Origin of the sequence: Planococcus ruber (assembly GCF_022819085.1) — a bacterium.
In the GTDB taxonomy this organism is placed as follows: Bacteria; Bacillota; Bacilli; order Bacillales_A; family Planococcaceae; genus Planococcus; species Planococcus ruber.
In genome coordinates this window covers 852073-868556 of the sequence record NZ_JALHAG010000001.1, presented here as the reverse complement: position 1 = coordinate 868556, position 16484 = coordinate 852073, and the positions used below count along the sequence as shown (strand labels likewise).

The following is a 16484-nucleotide window of genomic DNA, read 5'->3' as shown; positions in this document are numbered from 1 at the left end:
AAACAAAACCCCCCCTCATCCGCAAATTTCTTCGCAGATAAGGGGGGTGGCCGAATCCTATCACATGAACATGCCGGCAATTGATGCACTCAGCAAAGATGCAAGCATACCTGCTGCAACCGCGCGAATACCAAGACGCGCGATATCCGGACGGCGTGATGGCGCCATGGCACCAAGACCGCCAAGCAAAATAGCCAGGGAACTTAAGTTAGCGAAACCGCATAACGCAAAGCTGACTATGATAACAGTTTTAGGTGACAAGTTGGCAATTTCAGGAGCAAAAGAAGTGTAAGCCACGAATTCATTAAGGACCAATTTCTGTCCGATGAAACTCCCCGCTTGGACAGCTTCTGCCCATGGAACACCGATTGCCCAAGCAAGAGGTGCGAAGACGAATCCAAGGATGCCTTCAATCGTCAACCCTTCAAAACCGAGCCAGCCGCCAATTCCGCCAAGCATACCGTTCAAAAGAGCGATCAAAGCGATAAACGCTAAAAGCATGGCACCGACATTCAATGCCAATTGCAAGCCGTCTGCGGCACCTTTAGCCGCCGCGTCGACGACATTTACTGACGATTTATCTTTCTCCATTACGATGTCTTCTCTTTCTGAAACATCTTCTGTTTCAGGAATCATGATTTTCGCCATGATCAAACCGGCTGGGGCAGCCATGAAGCTTGCCGCCAACAAGTATTCAAGAGGCACACCGAGAAGTGCGTATCCTGCCAAAGTCGAACCGGCTACAGAAGCCAGGCCGCCTGTCATGACAGCAAATAATTCGGAGCGCGTCATTCCCGCAATAAATGGACGGACGACAAGCGGCGCTTCTGTTTGGCCAACGAAAATATTCGCAGCGGCTGAAATGGATTCCGCTTTGCTTGTGCCAAGAAGTTTCGACAACAAGCCGCCAAGCAATTTAATGACGATTTGCATGACGCCCAAATAGTACAGCACTGAAATCAATGCGGAGAAGAAGATAATAACGGTCAATACTTGGAACGCAAACACAAAACCGAAGTTTGTCGTGTCAGCCGCTGGCCCGAAGACGAACGCAATCCCTTCTCCAGCATAATCGATAATATTCTGAACAAATCCAGAGAATTTCAATAGACCGGCTCTTCCGGTTTCCCACTCGAGCACGATGAAGGCGAAAGTTAATTGAATCGCCAATCCGCCAATAATTGTTCTTGGCTTAATTGATTTTTTGCCGCTTGATAAAAGAAAGGCGATTCCCAGTACGACGAAAATCCCAAAGATGCCCCATAATAAATTCACAACTTCACCTCATTATTTATTCCACCGTGAAACGCTTTCATTTCCCGATGGTTGTTTAGCAGATTAGTCCTCTGTCGTCAGACATCTTACCAAATTCCAAAAGAGAAGTAAATGGCTATCGTGTGACAAAGTGGTTGTCCGGGAAAAGTGCCAATGCCGTGAAAATTCACTCTTTCTTGATTTCTTTTCTACTTTTTTGCGGCTGTTTTTTTCCTAAGAAAAATGCCAACAAGATTCCAATGCTACTGAGCACGCCTACAACAATAAAGGAGATATTGACGCCGCGCACCAGGCCCTCTGCCCCGTATTGCACGGGATCCAAAGCCGTGCCCGTCATGATCGTCACAAGCAGCGCCGTGCCGATCGACCCCGACACTTGGCGCATCGTATTGCTCATGGCCGTGCCGTGCGGAACAAGCCGTTCAGGCAGCTGATTCAACCCGGCAGTTGTTACCGGCATCATCACCATGGAAACGCCAAACATCCGGATGGCGTGCATAACCGTTAAGTAAGTGAAAGAAGTGGCTGTCGTCAAGGCTGTGAATCGAAAAGTCGATACGGTGACAATGGACAAACCGACGATGGCGAGCCATTTGCCGCCGACCGCATCAAAAATTTTGCCGGTTACCGGATTCATGAATCCCATGACCAAAGCGCCCGGCAGAAGCATGAGCCCTGATTCAAGCGCACTGAAGCCATGCATTGTCTGCATGTAAATCGGCAAAATCGTCGCACTGCCAATCATCGAAATAAAAACGATTACGCTTAAAATAGTTGATAACGTGAAAATACCGTAGGAAAAAACTTTAAACTCCAACAGCGGCTCTTTTAAAGTCGATTGCCGATGGATGAAGACAATCAACGAAACGATTCCGACGGTGATTGAAACCAGAACCGGCGCACTGCTCCAGCCGGTATTGCCGGCACTCGAAAAGCCATAGAGGATTCCGCCGAATCCGAGAGTCGACAGCACCACCGACAAGATATCGAGAGCCGGAAACGTCTGTTTTGTCACATTGCGCAGCAAAAAATAAGCAAGAACCAGGTCGATGACGGCGATTGGAATGACGATATAAAACAACGCCCGCCACGGATACTGGCCAACGATCCACCCTGATAAAGTCGGGCCCAGCGCAGGTGCAAAGGAAATCACCAGCCCGAACAGCCCCATTGCCTGTCCGCGTTTTTCCACTGGGAAAACCAAAAAGAGAATCGTTTGGGTCAAGGGCATCATAATGCCGGCGCCTGAAGCTTGAATGATGCGCCCAAGCATCAATAAATTAAATCCGGGTGCTATAGCACAAATAATCGTACCTGCTGCGAACAGGCCAAGTGCGGCAAGAAACAATTGCCGGGTTGAAAATTTTCCAATCAAAAAAGCGGTAATCGGAATCATGACCCCGTTGACCAGCATGAAGACGGTTGTCAGCCACTGGGCCGTATTCGCATTAATCTCCAAATCTTCCATAATGTGCGGCAATGCCGTTGCCAACAACGTCTGGTTTAAAATAGCGACGAAGACGCCTGCCATCAACACGCCCAGAAAAGGGCCGCGGCGAAAATCATTCTCCTTCACTGGCACTCCTGCATTCTCCAATGGTTTCACCTGCCTCGCCATGCGGAAAACCTGCATTTATTCTTAGTACCCTGATTACCCTTTGCCAAAAGAAAAAAACGCATAGCTGAAAAGCGATGCGCAAAGTCTTTTAGGCCGCTTTCTTTTTACGGTGATTGATCCGGTAAAAGACCAGGTAAAGCGATGGGATCATCACTAAGGTGCACAAGCTTGAGAATGCCAAGCCGGCACTAACGTAATCGAAAGGACTGTAGACGCAATAATAGTCGTAATGAGAATGCTCGGCAGCGCTTTAATAAACGCCCCATTTCCGCCAGACAAGAACAATAATGTAGAAAACGTCACAACAATCGTCAAACTGGAAGAAATGATGGAAGGATACACTTCCCGCACCCCTGTTATGGCGCCGTCAAGCGGGGAATCGCCGAGTTTGTAGCGGCGCTGGATATTGTCGTTCACGAAAATGCTGTCATCAACCAGTATCCTAATGGCAATGATCAAATCCGATGACGGAAATCTGGTTCAAGTCGACACCCGTGAGCGGGATCGGAATCAACCCGATCAATACAGACGCTTGAACTGCAATCAATAAATAAATATATATATAAGCCTTCAAAATCAAATTGGCATTTTCTGCTTGTGATTCGTAGTGTTCGGCTTTAATGCCGCCTGGCAGGTCTTCATCGAATGCTTCAATAACCTATCTCAGTGACATTTTTGCCTACTGAAGGCGCATCCTGGGCAGTTTTCAGGAAAACCATATAAGAAATTGCGGGTTCGCCTACATAGGTCACAATATCTTCTGTTTTTGGTCCATCAATTCAATGGTTGTCACTTCTTCAAACAGAACAGCCGTGGAAGCCGAATTGGAAGAAATGGATTGGACAGGCGCTATCCGTCGGCTACTGACTTTCTCTTTCAATCGTATTCGTGATAGAGTTCTCAATTTCTTCCGGACCTGCACCCGGAAGAATCGTCGAAATCAGCACGAGGCTAGGGGGTTAGGAATTTCAAGCAGGGGCAACACGTCAAATACATATACACTGATACGCATAAAAATAAATAGTGAAAATAAAAACAGCTTTCCCTGCTCCAATATGTACTTCATAATCAATCTCCTCTCCAATTTTGTATAACTAATGTTTAATCATTTCCATACTTCCATCTTGAAATCCTATAAAAAATGGATTGAGGAAAAGATCCCCAATCCACTTTTAAAGTGGCTGTATCGTTTTTTGCTTCAGATAATAAGCGGCCGCAAAAATGGCAAGAGGCGGGACGATGCATAGACGGAACCAAATCCCTTGCCCGCCAAGAAAAATGGTGAGCATTGGAACCAATAGTGCAGCTCCGCTCCAAACAAGGACTTTCCAGGAATGTTTCCAGAGACCATAGATCAATAAAACGACCGAAGCAATGACCAGCGTCCATAAAAGGATGCCGACGAGGAAGAAACCCATTCTTTACTCCTCCTTAACCGGAAGCGGATGATTTTCTACCCTATACCCTTTTCCTTACTTTTTTATACAATGAAAAGAAAAAGCCGAACGGCAAAGAACTCCGTTCGGCTTTCGCACATTATAGATTTTGGATAAAGAGGCGGATAACGTCGGCCCCGCCGATGATATTGCCTGCTGCTGTGCCTAAATTGGTAAGAACGACAACCAGCAGCACCCGTGTGACTTTATTGTCCCAAAAACCTTTAACCGTGAATACGTCTTTTGAAAGAGTTTCAAAATCCCCGACATTCGGCCGGCGTACATACGCTTGGGCAAGGCCAGAAAACCACCCGGCTGCAAGCAAAGGATGCAGCGCCCCGATCGGCCCTCCCACAAAGGCGGTCAAAATGGCGAATGGATGGCCAAACGCCACCGCGGCCCCGATTGCCCCAAGCGATGCAGTCCAGAGCACCCAACTGATGGTCTGGTCGATTCCCGCTGCCGGGTTATTGTAAAACGTAATCGCAATCAACGCGACGAGGACAATTGGAATCATCCAGCCAATAATTTTCGGCCATTTCGATTTCTCCGGCACTTTGGACAGTTTCGCCAAATCATGTTCGTTATGGATTTCTTTCGTAATTCCAGGTACGTGGGCTGCTCCAAGCACCGCCACGATTTTTTCACCAGGAGCTTCTTTGATTTTTTGGGCCAGATACTGGTCCCGTTCATCAATAAGCGGCTGTTTCAGCTTAGGAAAAGACTGGGTAAAATCATCCAATACTGCGTTTAGCGTATCCTGTGATTTCATTTTTTCCAAGTCTTCCTCCGAAATGGTTTCTTTGCTGAAGATGCTGAAAAATACGGAGGTCAAAAGCTGGGCTTTGCCCATGACACCAAGATTCCCCCAAATCCGCGAGAACGTCACTTGGATGTTCCGGTCAGCAAGCACCAGGTCAGCGCCTACTTCTTTCGCCGATTCAATGCCTTGAATCATTTCCTGTCCCGGTTTGATGCCGAACTGATCCGCCAGCCGGTTTTGGAAAGAAGAAATGGCCAAGTTCATCAGCAAAAGACTGGCTTTCTTTTCTTTTAACACTTTAAAGATGTCCGTTTCCTTCCACTTGCTGTTTTCCGTAACAGACTGGTAGCGCTGTGCATCCAATTCGATGCACACCGAATCCGGACGCTCTTGTTCAATCACCGTTTTTACTTGTTCCGCACTTTGCCGGGAAACGTGGGCTGTACCGATCAGCACAACCTCACGACCATCCAGCTGGATGCGTGTAATATTTTCTTCCTGCATGAATTTACTTCCTTTATAGAACCTAATTTCCCCTCGCGCGCTGCGTGAAAAGACTGTCTATTTCAATAATGAATCACATTGCTGAAAATATCAATGCCGGACTCTTCAGTTCTTCAATTTTCCTCGCTTTCCCGTTACAGGCCTTTGGCGTTGAATGTATCGCCCGCTTCCAGGTTTCCGGCTTTAAATCCTTTATAGAACCAGGTTTTGCGCTGTTCAGAAGTGCCGTGCGTAAAACTTTCAGGCACGACGTAGCCGCGCGAGCGCTTCTGAATTGTGTCATCGCCGACCGCACTGGCAGCCGTCAACGCTTCATCCAAATCCCCTTCTTCCAGCAGGTCCATGCCTTGCGCATGATGGGCCCAGACTCCTGCGTAATAATCGGCTTGAAGTTCCAACTTCACTTGCAGCTTATTATATTCCTCTTCACTCAGTTGATTTCTGAGCGGCTGCACTTCCTTCATCACGCCGAGCAGGTTCTGCACATGATGGCCGACTTCGTGGGCAATCACGTAAGCCATTGCGAAATCACCGGGTGCTTGGAACTGATTCTGCAGCTCTTCATAAAAACTGAGGTCAATGTACAATTTCTGGTCTCCCGGACAATAGAACGGACCGACTGCTGCTCCCGCTGTTCCGCAAGCTGAATTTACGCTGCCATCGAAAAGCACTAAGGTCGGCTCCACGTATTCCATGCCTTCCTCTTCAAAAACCTGCGTCCATACCGTTTCCGTATCCGCCAGGACAACCGCCACAAAATCGGACAGCTCCGCTTCCTGCTCCGTCTCCACATAAGGTTCATTCGTCTGGGTTCCGCCAGAACCAAGGCCGTCCAATACCGCTCCCGGATCACCGCCAAGAAACGCCACAATCAGCACAATCAGCAAACCGCCGATTCCGCCTCCGGCAACTAATTTTCCGCCGCCTCCCGAGCCTCTCCGATCCTCTACGTTTCCACTCGCTTTTCTGCCTCGCCACTTCATCAAACCACTCCTTCAACAACCTCTTTCTCCCGTTATACCCCTATTTACAAGTTTTCAAATCAATACACCGAAAGCCGATATATCAAGAACCGTTCCCGAAGATTCTTTCCGGAAGAAGGAAATTCAATTTCTTCAGCCACTTCGAACGGAGTCCGCTGCGCCAAATAACCCATAAAGTCATCAGAAGGAAAAAATAGGATCAAGTCTATTTCCCTTGCTCTTTGTTCATATGATTTCATGATGTTATTGACAACCGCGATGAAAATCTGAACAGAAAAGGGATTGAAGAAATAGAATTTATTATCTGTTTCCTCCACCTTGTATTCTTCAGCCAAACACTGGATAAATCGGATGCTTCCTCCTGTCTTCCGTTTCTTTTCATAAGCCTGTAAATTTTCTTGCGCCTGCCGATGAAAATCGGGATCCATTTCTATTCCGGCAGTTTGGGCTCCAAAGCGGTGATGAATGTAAAAGTTCAACCGCCCTTTCCCGCTGCCAAAATCGACGAGCCGATCCGAAGAAGATAAGGAGTACCGGTCGAACAATTGATCAAGAAGCGAATAAGGCGTCGGTTCATAGCGATTGTGATGAATCGATTCAGGAAATCCTTGCTGGATCTCCGATGTTTGGATAGCCAATTTCTTGTCTCTCCGCTGTTCTTCCATAACACAGCTCCTTTCTTTTTAACTAAATCAAATCAGAACGGCTTGCAATATTCCATTATTTTTGATATGGTCTAGCTAATTCAATATTTTCTTGCCTGGATATTCCGGGTGAGGATAGAGGTGCAAAGACCATCAGTACGCTTACCGAGGAGTATGGGATCCGTTGACGTATGCTGAAAGGGGAATTTGCCGAAGCGATGAAAGGCTCATACTGGCTATCGCTGGTTCTGCATTGAACAAATGCTGAACTGTCATATAGGAAACTATATGGAGGGCTATCTGACACAAAGAAACAAACGCATGACATTGTTTCTATGGCAGCAACGAGACCCTCGTTGCTGCTTTTTGTTTGTTAATGACCGACCCGTTCACCTCTAAAAGCAAACCAAAAAAATGAGAAAAGGGTGGTACGATGAATTTCGGACAAGTAGTGACGGCAATGGTGACGCCATTCGACGCACAAGGTGATATAGATTTTCAGGCAACCAAAAAACTAGTGGAGCATTTGATCGCGAACGGCACGGACGCGCTAGTCGTAGCCGGCACAACCGGTGAATCTCCTACGCTGTCAACGGATGAAAAAATTGAGCTATTTAAGTTTGTGGTTAAAATAACCGACGGACGCATCCCGGTCATTGCAGGCACAGGCTCTAACGATACGCGTTCTTCGATTTCGCTCACGCGCGCAGCAGAAGAAATCGGCGTGGACGGTGTCATGCTCGTGACCCCATATTACAATAAACCTTCCCAGGAAGGCATGTTCCAGCATTTCCAAGCAATCGCCGCTTCAACGTTCCTGCCTGTGATGCTTTATAATATTCCAGGGCGCAGTGTCGTGAACCTGTCTCCTGAAACCACCATTCGCCTGTCTGCCATCAAAAATATCGTGGCGATAAAAGAAGCCAGCGGCGATCTGGATGCAGCAGCGGCAATTATTGAAAATACACCAGCTGACTTTGCGGTTTACAGCGGCGATGACGGCTTGACCTTACCGATGCTTTCAATCGGCGGACAAGGCATCGTTTCGGTCGCAGCCCATATTATCGGGAACGATATGCAAGAAATGATTACCCTGTTCAAAGGCGGCAATGTCCAAGAAGCGGCAGCTCTTCACCGGAAACTCTTGCCGGTGATGCATGCGTTATTTGCGGCGCCAAACCCGGTGCCTGTAAAAACAGCGCTGAACTTAAGCGGCGTAGAAGTTGGCGGCGTGCGTTTGCCAATGATTCCGTTGAACGAGCAGGAACAGCAAGCTCTTCAGCACGTGCTTTCGGAAAGTCCAGCTAATCTTTCTAAACTTTAAATCCATTTCATTCAACGAAAAAACTGCTGAAGCGGCTTGATGCTTCAGCAGTTTTTTTAAGGATTGGCAGTAAGTTTTTTAAACGTTTGTTTCAAGCTGCCGCCAAGCAAAAGCTGGCTGACATCAATTCCGAGGCTGATCATTGTCTGGGCCATTTCCGGACGTATGCCGGTCAGCATGCTGTGCACGCCGACCAGCCTTAATGATTGGGTCACTCGGATAATCTGTTCCGCAACTACCGCATCGACTTTAACGACCCCAGACAAATCAATAATCAAGGTTGAGATTTTTAAACGGCTGGCTTCCAGTAAGGTCTTTTCCAATATGTACTGAGCCCGATCGATATCAATTTCTCCAATCAATGGCAAAATAGCGATTTGATCGTTTACAGGCACTACCGGGGCAGACAATTTCATGAATTCGTCCCGAGCCTCCCTTAAGCTCTTCTGGTATGAATTGATATAGGCAAAGCTATAGGAATAAGCAGCGTGATCCAAAAGTGTATGAAAGTACTCCATGATTTCAAAAAGGTGCTCGAGTTTGATTTGATTGCGCATCGCTTCGGTCTTAATGATTTTGCCGATATGCTTTCGGTAAAGGGATGTCTCTGCCAAAGCAGCATCAAGCGCCATATTTTGATCGAGAAAGTAATTTCCGGTTTTTTCTCCCCAGACAGAAATTTCATCATAAGCTGTTTGCGGATCCAAAAAATGTTCAAATGACTGGGCAAGCAAGCCGATAAAACCCGCGCGGAATTCAGTGACTGCATCAATAAAACCGGCATATTCTTTCGCTTCTTCAAAACTGATGTCTTTAGAAACTTCTTCCTGTATCAATTCAGCGATGACATAGCGTTCTTCTTCCACCCGTTTGCCGAGCATTTTAATTTCTTTATCCATCCTGATCCCCCATGGTTTGAATTCAGTAGTGTTTTGAATTCATTATAACCGCCTTTCAGGTTCACGGCATACTTTTATTCAAAAGAAATTAAACCGCCTATAAGCAAGCTTAACAAGCCACCCGCACCTGCTATTCTTAAAATGCCGTCACCCGATTGCGGCCGCCCTTTTTCGAAGCGTACAAGGCTTTATCTGCCCGGCTGTATAATGTGATGCCGTTGTCTTTCTCCGAAAAAGATGCAAGGCCGATACTGACAGTGATCGCTGCATGAGCCCATTCATCCCGCTCTACACGCATTCGGATCTCTTCAGCTAAGCTTTTTGCCTGCAAGTGGTCAAATCCGGGCAATACGATGATGAACTCTTCTCCGCCAAGTCTTGCCACAATGCCGAAGGCTTCTGCTTCGCTCCGCAATTTATCAGCCAGTTCACGGAGCACCAAATCCCCGATATGATGGCCATACGTATCATTGACGTTCTTGAAAAAATCGATGTCAATCACCAATGCAGCGAGCGGCAACCCTTCTCGTGCCCGCCCAATTAAATTATCCATTTCCTTTTCCAAATAGCGCCGATTTTTCAAGCCGGTCAAAGGATCCGTGTTGGCGAGGTGCTTCAAGCCGCCATTGAGCTTTTCGAGTTCCAGCTGTTTCATTTCCACTTCTGAAAGAAGAGTTTGAAGCTTTGCATAGGCTTCTGCCGATTCCTGATTGATTTTTTCGGCCTTTTGCTTCGCCAAAAGCAGCTCCTTCTCGTATTCACCCCGGATACTCATTTCAATCAAGGCACATTCAAAAAAGCCATTTCGTTCAACGCTATTCATCAAAACTGGAATCGGCCCTTTCTGGCTTTTGATGGTGAGGGACATTTCAGTGACTTTTTTATGCAAGGTGATAGCCGGCAAAAAATAAGTTTGGAAATAAACCATCGAAGCAACCGTCAATAGTTGATGGACATGCTCCGGAACTTCTTCTTTTCCGATTATCTTTTTCATTTCTTCGTTCACTTCGATAATCCGGCATTCTTGGTCCATCACTAGATAAGCAAATGGCGCCTGATTCAACCGTTCCTCCATCTCGTTCTCCCCTATTCCTTCAAATACGCCTGGATGTGAGCGATGGTCTCTTCTGCATCACTTAAATGCGGATTATGTCCCTTGGCTTCCATAAGAACCAGTCGGCTGTTTTCAATTTTAGCATTCATGTAGCGCCCGACTTCAACCGGTGCAATCGCATCAAATTGGGTCTGCAGGATCAAGGTCGGAACTTTCACTTTTCCCAGCTCTTTCCGCATATCGGACTTGAATGTGACTTCTGCAAATTGGCGCGCAATGACAGGGTCATTCGAGCAAAGAATACTTTCGAAATCGTCCGTTAAAGTGGGCCGATCACTATTTTGCATGATAACAGGCGCCAGATACTTCGCCCATTCCTTATAATTCACTTCCATCATATCAAGCAATTCATCGATATCAGTTGGTTCAAACCCGCCTCGATAACCTTCCTCGTTCATATAATAAGGCGAAGGTGCAATCATAATCAGTTTCTTGATCAATTCCGGGCGTTCGTTCGATGCCAGCATGCCGATCATGCTGCTGACAGAATGGCCGACAAAGACCACATTCCGAAGATCCAAGGCGTCACATAAATCGAATAGGTCTTGTTTATAGCCGTGCAGCGTACTGTAGCGTTCCGTCGAGTATTTCGATTTATCGCTTTTTCCTGATCCTACATAATCGAAAAGCACCACTCGATATTGGCCTTCAAATGCTGGCGCAATACGATTCCATACATATTGATCGCATCCAAATCCGTGGGCAAATACCAGTGTCTGCTTTCCTTCCCCTATGATCCGTACATTATTTCTTTTGATGATCGCTTCTTTCATCCTATACCACTCCCATTGCGTCAATGCCGATTACTTAAAAATACCTGCTATCGTCCATACTACCATCTCTTGCTAAAAGTAACAGCAGTTGAATCTGGCTGTTCGAATGTATACCCAATTCCCTCCATTAGTCCGGCAAATAGAGAGTCGATCTCTTTTTGACTGAATCAAAATACTAAAAATCTCCAACAACCATTAAGGCCTTTATAACTAGCCGTTATTTTTAATCCGCAAAATAAAAACGAACCCGTATGGCCCGTTTTTTCTTGGTCAATCTTCCAACTTCATGCGTTTTCGGATTCCACCTGAAACCTCAGTGCCGATATCGAGCGGTTCATGCAGGCTTCCGGAAGTTAGCGGCGCTGGCGGTGCATCTTCTATCACTTTCTTTACTTGCACCGAATTCATCTTTTCCGTCAGTTTCGGCATGAGGCTCCGCGACAGCGCAGTTCCTTTCACTTTCGATCCCACTCCAATGGATTCCTGCGGGTCATCGATCAGGCTGATGATGGCTTCAATGACCGGTTCCGGGTCGTCCATCGGCTTCATTTCCGCTTCGTGCCCTGTGTAGTTGGCCGTATGCAGAAACCACGGCGTGTCGGTCGCCCATGGATGGACCATGCAGACATGAATATTTTGATGGCCTTCCAATTCGATTTCCTGATAAAGGGAAGCCGTTAACCCGATTACTGCAAATTTCGTCGTACTATAAGGAGTATAGTACGGGAAAGGCACTTTTCCTGCGACCGAACCGATATTGATCAAGGTGCCATGTCCTTGCAGCTTAAACTGGCGCAGTGCATAATGGCTGCCAATCAGTGTTCCGATGACATTGATTTCAACTGCGCGTGCCATGTCTTTCCCTGGCACTTCCGTATAAGGGCCGATCGCCCCCACCGCTGCGTTATTGATCCAGACATCGATTTTCCCGAAAGTGGATAGCGCCGTCTCAAAAAGATGCTTCATATCTTTTTCCTTGCTGACATCTGTGGTAACGGCAATGGCATGCGAACCGAGTTCATTGGCCAACTCTTCTATCAATGCTGTTCGGCGGGCAGCGAGAACCACATTCGCTCCGTCAGCTGCCAATTGCCTCGCCACCCCTTTTCCAAAACCACTCGATGCACCAGTGATGACAACCGTCAAACCCTGCCTTTTTTCATTTTCAGCCATCCGAATTCCTCCTTGCCGCTTATTTGTTGCGGAAACGTTCACGCATATTTCCTGAGACTTCACTTCCTTCCATTCTCGGTTCGAATAAACTGCCGGATGTCGGCTTAGCAGGCGGCGAACTTTTCAGCATCCGGTCCAGAAAATGGCCATCCAATTTCTCTACGGTGTCCGGCATCAATTTGTGTATGATCGCTGTGCCTTTTACTTTAAAGCCGATTTCCAGACTTTCTTGCGGATTATCGATCAGCCCGAGAATCTCTTCGATGACTTCTTCCGGGTCATCTGCTGGACCAATTTCAATGGCATGTCCGCTGTAATTTCCGGCATGTTCGGTCCAAGGCGTATCCGTCACCCACGGATGGACCACGCAAACTTGGATGTCTTTCCAGTCATCCAGCCGCATTTCCTGATATAAGCCTTTGCTGAGCCCCGAAATTCCGTATTTGGTCGCCGTATAGGCGGCTCCGAATGGAAGCGGAACACTTGTGACAAAAGAAGAGAGATTGATCAATGTTCCGTAGCTTTGCTGCTTAAATTGCTTTAAAGCAAAGCGGCTGCCGTACATCGTTCCCATGAGATTCACTTGGACGAGCCGCATCTGATCCGCTAGTGGAATTTCCGTGAATGAACCGATAATTCCGAGCCCTGCATTATTGATCCAGACATCCACTTTTCCAAAATCCGCAAGCGCTGTATCCATCAGCCGTTCCATATCGCCTTCGATACTGATATCCGTCGTAACAGCAACTGCATTCTGCCCCAACTCTTCCGCCAGCTGCTCGATCAGCTCCGTCCGCCGGGCCGCCAAGACGACATTCGCGCCTTCTGCTGCAAGCCGCTTCGCCATCCCTTTGCCAAAGCCGCTTGAAGCACCGGTGATGACAACGGTGAGGCCTTGCCTGGATTTTTTGTCTGCCATTTGAACCCCTCCTCGGGTAGAGAATGTTTTGTTGCTTCTGCCATACCCCTTTCACTGCAATGAAAACGCGGGCGTCTTGTAGATCTGCCAAGGAATTAAATCCCAAAAAACGGACACCCCATGAATGGAGTGTCCGTTTCTTCCTTCTATTCTTAAATCTCGGAGCTCAAGACGATTTCTCCCTGCGGCGAGGCATTGCCAGCCTGAGGTTCGAGCGTAATTGCGATCGTATCCCAGTCTTCGGTATTGTCTTCCAGACTGTAATACGCATTTCCTTCTCCATTGGCACTCGGAGTAAAGGCTCCTGCCGGAATCGGTTTGCCTTCTTTCAAGAGCCAAATCTGATAGACTTGTTCACCTTCAAGGGCTTCCAATTGTTCGGCTTGCACGACCAATTCAAGCGACTCCTCTTCCCGGATGATTGCGGCTTTCGCCGTTCCGCCAAATACTTCATTCGGCTGAAGATCGATGGATTGGAAGGCCATCTCCCCGCCGGTTTCCGGCTGTTCCGACAGCTTCAGCAAGGCATAGCCATTGCCGAGCAGCGATACGAACAAGGCAGCCGCAATCAGCACCGGCCATCTATTCTTCTTTTTCACCGCTTTTTGTGCGATAAGCGGAGCGGGTTCCCGCTTCACTTCTTCGGATTTCTTCTGCTCTTCTTCCTCTTCGAAGACAGTAGATAGGATTCTGGCTTTCATCCCGGCAGGTGGATCGACAGGATCTGCAAGGTAAGGGAGATCGCCCGTCATTTCAATGATTTCCTGACAATCCGTACAGGTTTTCAAATGCTGTTCAAATTCAAGCTGTTCTTCTTTACTGAGCGTTCCGTTCAAATAATCGATGACGTGGTCACAATTCAGTTTCGCCATGGTGAGTCCCCCCTTTCCTGCATATCATGCAAAGTCCCTTTCAGTTTTTTCAAAGCGAGCCGTATCCTGCTTTTGACGGTCCCGAGCGGAACCTCGCATAGCTCAGAGATTTTTTCATGTGTGTATCCTTTAAAATAAAACAACTGGACCATTTTTTGCTGCTCGGCAGATAAATCTTTTACAGCCAATTGAATCTGTTCTTTCTTTTCCTGCCATTCTGCCGTTTCTTCCACACTCGATGCCGGACTAACCAATTCTCCAGCCTCTTCAAGCGCCACTGACGGCTTTTTCTTCTTGCGGATCAAATCGATGGCGGCATTCCGTGACATCGTGAATAGCCAGGAAGTGAATTTCCCTTTGCTTTCATCGTACTCTCCAACACCCCGCCAGACTTTTATAAAAACTTCCTGCAGCGCTTCTTCTGCCAAATCCCGGTCTTCGGTCATTTTCACAAGAAACGAGAAAAGAATTTTTTCATAGCGGTCGTATAATTGTTCAAGCGCTTCTTTGTCTTTGTTCCGTACACGTTCATATAGAACAAAGTCTGAACTTTTCTCCATAACTGGTCCCCTTTATTCAGATTTCATTCCTCAAGCTTACTATAACTCAGCGTTAGCCAACACAATAAAGTTAAGGAATCGAGAATTCGAAGATAAGAAGAGTGAAAATGAACGATGCATTTTCATTCTTTTATTCGCAGCTACTTCTTTTTGCTTTCTTACTCCTCTAACGGATCGATTCGTTTTTTAGTTCACTTTTAAAAGTTTTTTAAAAAAGAGTGATCTATTTTCCAACAGGTTCCGTTAGGTAAGCAAGAAATGAAAAAAGAGGAGTGTTGACGATGAAATGGAGAAAAATTTTAGCGCCGGTATTAGGGGCAGCGCTGCTGCTGCCAGGAATGGGAGCAACGGCATTTGCACACGATGGCCCGCACGTGGATACAACAGGAGATGAATTGCGGGCGACGCTTGATGGTTTGCTGTCTGAGCACTACGCTCTGGCTGTCGACTCGATGATGAAAATCTACGACGGCGATAAAGCAGCCGAAGCGGCCATGGCTGCATTGGATGAAAACGCAGCCGATATGGAGCCGGTCATCGCATCCGTTTATGGTGAAGAAGGCGGAGCGGCATTCGAAGAAATTTTCGCAAAGCATAATGTTGGAACAGATGACTATGCAATGGCCGTAAAAGACGGAAACGAAGAAATGAAGCAAGAATCCCTTGATCAGATCCAGTCATTTGTTGACGAGATGGGCACGTTCCTCGCAACAGCAACGGAAGGCAACCTTCCAGAAGAAGGAGCCAAACAGGCGTTGCGCCAGCATGAAGATTTCGTACAAGATACATTCGACTTGTATGCAGCGGGCGAATACGAAGCAGCCTATACGTCTTATCTTGAAGGCTTCAAGCAAATTTTTGGAGCTGGCAGTGCCATCAGCGGTGCAATTGCCACTCAATTCCCTGACCAGTTCACGGACCCGAATACACCGGCCGGCGATTTCCGTTCAACAGTGAACCGCATTGCGGCAGAACATTTTGCACTCGCACAATTGAGCATGGTAAAAGGCTATAACGGTTCAGCAGACTTTGACTTTGCCGATTGGGCACAGGACCAGAATACAGAAGAGTTCCGCGGCGCTTTAGCTTCTGTCTATGGGGAAGAAGCAAGCAACCAATTCACCGCTCTTTGGAACAACGAACACATTTCAATCCAAGGCAATTTAGCCGCTGCTTCCGCTTCTGAAGATCAGGAAGCTGTAGACGGTGCCGTCATGACATTAACAGATACATTTGCAAACGAATTAGGTACTTTCCTAAACACAGCGACTGAAGACCGCATGCCGCTTGAAGAAACGATTGCTGCTGTTGCGGCACACGAGAAATCAGTAGTAGATACATTCCAGCAATATGTTTCAGGCGACTACTCGGCTTCCTATGAGACTTACCGCACTGGATACGCCATCATGTTCGATATCGGCAAAGGCTTAAGTGGTGCAGTTGTAGATCAATTCCCTGAGAACTTTGTCAATGCAGCCCCTGAAAAAATGCCCGCTACCGGATTTGGCGGCAGTGAAAGCCAATCCAGCACGATGATGCTTTGGGTAGCTTTAAGCGCATTGATCTTAGTTGGCGCAGGAACTATCACGTATCGTCAAAGTAAACAACAATCATAAATGACAGGAAA

The 16484-nt window shown here is 47.1% G+C and carries 17 protein-coding genes and 1 riboswitch; of the genes, 2 read left to right on the top strand and 15 right to left on the bottom strand.

Features of this window, described 5'->3' with window-relative positions; translation table 11 throughout:
• Window positions 1-60: 60 nt before the first annotated feature.
• From MTR82_RS04445 to MTR82_RS04415, 8 genes are all read right to left on the bottom strand, one after another.
• Window positions 61-1275, bottom strand: a complete 1215-nt coding sequence (locus MTR82_RS04445; RefSeq protein WP_246807963.1) for a NupC/NupG family nucleoside CNT transporter — start codon at window positions 1273-1275, stop codon at window positions 61-63.
• A 166-nt stretch (window positions 1276-1441) separates the two neighbouring features.
• On the bottom strand, window positions 1442-2806 hold the full coding sequence (locus tag MTR82_RS04440) for a DHA2 family efflux MFS transporter permease subunit (protein WP_246808559.1): 1365 nt from the start codon (window positions 2804-2806) through the stop codon (window positions 1442-1444).
• Window positions 2807-3046: 240 nt separating this feature from the next.
• On the bottom strand, window positions 3047-3310 hold the full coding sequence (locus MTR82_RS17185; protein WP_425023703.1) for an efflux RND transporter permease subunit: 264 nt from the start codon (window positions 3308-3310) through the stop codon (window positions 3047-3049).
• A 25-nt stretch (window positions 3311-3335) separates the two neighbouring features.
• A complete protein-coding gene (locus MTR82_RS17180) occupies window positions 3336-3473 on the bottom strand; it encodes a hypothetical protein (protein WP_425023701.1) in 138 nt (45 codons plus the stop codon).
• 592 nt (window positions 3474-4065) lie between these two features.
• Window positions 4066-4311, bottom strand: a complete 246-nt coding sequence (locus tag MTR82_RS04430; RefSeq protein ID WP_052650154.1) for a hypothetical protein — start codon at window positions 4309-4311, stop codon at window positions 4066-4068.
• 118 nt (window positions 4312-4429) lie between these two features.
• On the bottom strand, window positions 4430-5596 hold the full coding sequence (locus tag MTR82_RS04425; RefSeq protein ID WP_052650152.1) for a TraB/GumN family protein: 1167 nt from the start codon (window positions 5594-5596) through the stop codon (window positions 4430-4432).
• Window positions 5597-5730: 134 nt separating this feature from the next.
• Window positions 5731-6579 carry a KPN_02809 family neutral zinc metallopeptidase gene (gene ypfJ, locus MTR82_RS04420; RefSeq protein WP_246807962.1) on the bottom strand — a complete coding sequence of 283 codons (849 nt, stop codon included), beginning with the start codon at window positions 6577-6579 and terminating at the stop codon, window positions 5731-5733.
• Window positions 6580-6638: 59 nt separating this feature from the next.
• Window positions 6639-7244, bottom strand: a complete 606-nt coding sequence (locus tag MTR82_RS04415; protein WP_246807961.1) for an SAM-dependent methyltransferase — start codon at window positions 7242-7244, stop codon at window positions 6639-6641.
• Window positions 7245-7351: 107 nt separating this feature from the next.
• A riboswitch (Lysine riboswitch) is annotated at window positions 7352-7530 on the top strand.
• Window positions 7531-7656: 126 nt separating this feature from the next.
• Here MTR82_RS04415 and dapA point away from each other — a divergent pair.
• The gene (gene dapA, locus MTR82_RS04410; protein WP_246807960.1) at window positions 7657-8547 is read left to right on the top strand and encodes a 4-hydroxy-tetrahydrodipicolinate synthase; all 891 of its coding nucleotides are present in this window, start codon (window positions 7657-7659) and stop codon (window positions 8545-8547) included.
• A gap of 56 nt (window positions 8548-8603) precedes the next feature.
• On the opposite strand, the gene MTR82_RS04405 is transcribed toward dapA, so the two are convergent.
• From MTR82_RS04405 to MTR82_RS04375, 7 genes are all read right to left on the bottom strand, one after another.
• A complete protein-coding gene (locus MTR82_RS04405; RefSeq protein ID WP_246807959.1) occupies window positions 8604-9446 on the bottom strand; it encodes an STAS domain-containing protein in 843 nt (280 codons plus the stop codon).
• Window positions 9447-9582: 136 nt separating this feature from the next.
• On the bottom strand, window positions 9583-10521 hold the full coding sequence (locus MTR82_RS04400) for a GGDEF domain-containing protein (protein WP_246807958.1): 939 nt from the start codon (window positions 10519-10521) through the stop codon (window positions 9583-9585).
• Between the two features lie 11 nt (window positions 10522-10532).
• Entirely contained in the window at window positions 10533-11333 is an 801-nt protein-coding gene (locus MTR82_RS04395) for an alpha/beta fold hydrolase (RefSeq protein ID WP_246807957.1), read from the bottom strand.
• A gap of 270 nt (window positions 11334-11603) precedes the next feature.
• Window positions 11604-12506: an SDR family NAD(P)-dependent oxidoreductase gene (locus tag MTR82_RS04390; protein ID WP_246807956.1), complete on the bottom strand. Its 903-nt coding sequence runs from the start codon at window positions 12504-12506 to the stop codon at window positions 11604-11606.
• A 19-nt stretch (window positions 12507-12525) separates the two neighbouring features.
• Window positions 12526-13425 (bottom strand): SDR family NAD(P)-dependent oxidoreductase, encoded by a 900-nt coding sequence (locus MTR82_RS04385; protein ID WP_246807953.1) that lies wholly within the window; start codon window positions 13423-13425, stop codon window positions 12526-12528.
• Window positions 13426-13577: 152 nt separating this feature from the next.
• A complete protein-coding gene (locus MTR82_RS04380; RefSeq protein ID WP_246807952.1) occupies window positions 13578-14297 on the bottom strand; it encodes an anti-sigma factor in 720 nt (239 codons plus the stop codon).
• Window positions 14285-14857 (bottom strand): RNA polymerase sigma factor, encoded by a 573-nt coding sequence (locus MTR82_RS04375; protein WP_246807951.1) that lies wholly within the window; start codon window positions 14855-14857, stop codon window positions 14285-14287. Before MTR82_RS04375 ends, MTR82_RS04380 begins: the two co-directional genes overlap by 13 nt.
• Before the next feature lie 281 nt (window positions 14858-15138).
• Between MTR82_RS04375 and MTR82_RS04370 the strand changes: the two genes are divergently transcribed.
• A complete protein-coding gene (locus MTR82_RS04370; RefSeq protein ID WP_246807950.1) occupies window positions 15139-16473 on the top strand; it encodes a hypothetical protein in 1335 nt (444 codons plus the stop codon).
• The last annotated feature ends 11 nt before the right edge of the window (window positions 16474-16484 follow it).